Origin of the sequence: Vibrio sp. 10N.222.46.A1 (assembly GCF_041473595.1) — a bacterium.
Taxonomy (GTDB): domain Bacteria; phylum Pseudomonadota; class Gammaproteobacteria; order Enterobacterales; family Vibrionaceae; genus Vibrio; species Vibrio tasmaniensis_A.
The window spans coordinates 1-1,766 of the sequence record NZ_JBFRSN010000803.1 but is presented as its reverse complement, the minus strand read 5'-3'; the positions used below and the strand labels follow the sequence as shown (position 1 = coordinate 1,766).

Annotated in this window: 3 protein-coding genes; all 3 read left to right on the top strand. The window is 46.1% G+C overall.

Translation table 11 applies throughout. The annotated features are described in order from the left end of the window. A partial coding sequence (locus AB4496_RS20305) for a 3-oxoacyl-[acyl-carrier-protein] synthase III C-terminal domain-containing protein (protein WP_372103647.1) occupies nt 1–119 on the top strand: 119 nt, incomplete at its 5' end. An 81-nt stretch (nt 120–200) separates the two neighbouring features. After that, entirely contained in the window at nt 201–1,124 is a 924-nt protein-coding gene (gene fabD / locus AB4496_RS20300) for an ACP S-malonyltransferase (RefSeq protein ID WP_012603567.1), read from the top strand. A gap of 25 nt (nt 1,125–1,149) precedes the next feature. After that, nucleotides 1,150–1,766: 3-oxoacyl-ACP reductase family protein (locus AB4496_RS20295; protein WP_372131770.1), on the top strand; the 617-nt coding region annotated here is incomplete at its 3' end.

Genomic DNA, 1,766 nt, shown 5'->3' with positions numbered 1-1,766 from the left:
CCGTACCAACGGCCCTTGATGAGGCTGTTCGCGACGGGCGAATTAAACGTGGCCAAACGCTTCTACTTGAAGCGTTTGGCGGCGGCTTCACTTGGGGTTCTGCGTTAGTTAAATTCTAACCCCAAGCGATAATCAACAAACAAGGCACATAACTTATGTGCCTTGTTCAATTTTTTTGCTTTGCTTAAAGGAAAATTACTATGAGCAAATTTGCTATCGTATTCCCAGGCCAAGGCTCTCAAGCTATCGGTATGCTTGCTGACCTAGGCGAACAGTATGATGTTGTTAAAAAGACATTTGCTGAAGCTTCAGAAGCACTTGGTTACGATCTATGGGCATTGGTTCAAGATGGTCCAGTAGAAAATCTAAATGAAACTTTCCGTACTCAACCGGCTCTACTAACAGCGTCTGTTGCAATCTGGCGTGTATGGCAAGAGCTTGGTCTAGAGCAACCTGCAAACCTAGCAGGTCACAGCCTAGGCGAATACTCTGCACTAGTGTGTGCGGGTGTTATCGACTTTAAAGAAGCGATCAAGCTAGTTGAGCTACGTGGTCAACTGATGCAAGAAGCGGTTCCTGCGGGCGTTGGTGCAATGTACGCAATCATCGGTCTAGATGATGAAGCGATTGCTAAAGCGTGTGAAGAAGCGGCACAAGACGAAGTTGTGTCACCAGTTAACTTCAATTCACCTGGTCAAGTTGTTATCGCGGGTAACAAAGCAGCAGTAGAGCGCGCTGGTGCACTATGTAAAGAAGCGGGCGCTAAACGTGCTCTTCCTTTACCAGTATCTGTGCCATCTCACTGTGCCCTTATGAAGCCTGCAGCAGACAAGCTAGCGGTTGCTCTGGAAGCTCTAGAGTTCAACACGCCGGCACTGCCTGTTATCAATAACGTTGATGTTATTGCTGAAACAGACCCGGCAAAAATCAAAAGCGCACTTGTTCGCCAGCTGTACAGCCCCGTTCGTTGGACTGAAGGTGTACAAGCTATGAATGAGCAAGGCGTAGAGAAGCTACTAGAATTAGGCCCAGGTAAAGTTCTTACCGGTCTAACAAAACGAATCGTAAAAACTATGACAGCTGCTGCAGTTAATGACACTGCATCACTAGAAGCTGCTAAGTAAATAAACACTTAATAGAGAAGTTATGATGAATTTAGAAGGCAAAGTTGCACTAGTTACAGGCGCAAGCCGTGGTATCGGTCGTGCAATCGCTGAACTTTTAGTTGAGCGTGGTGCTAAAGTTATCGGTACTGCTACGTCTGAAGGCGGCGCTGCTGCAATCAGTGAGTACCTAGGTGAGAACGGTAAAGGTCTTGCTCTTAATGTAACGGATGTTGACTCAATTGCAGCTACACTGAAAACCATCAACGATGAATTCGGTGCGATTGACATTCTGGTTAACAACGCAGGTATCACTCGTGATAACCTACTTATGCGTATGAAAGACGATGAATGGAATGACATCATCGATACTAACCTAACGCCTATCTTCCGCATGTCTAAAGCTGTATTGCGTGGCATGATGAAGAAGCGTCAAGGACGTATCGTAAACGTTGGTTCTGTAGTCGGTACTATGGGTAACGCTGGTCAAGCTAACTACGCAGCTGCAAAAGCAGGCGTAATTGGTTTTACTAAATCAATGGCTCGTGAAGTTGCGTCTCGTGGTATTACAGTGAACACTGTAGCACCTGGTTTCATCGAAACTGACATGACTAAAGCGCTAAATGATGACCAACGTGCAGTAACTTTGGCGAATGTACCAGC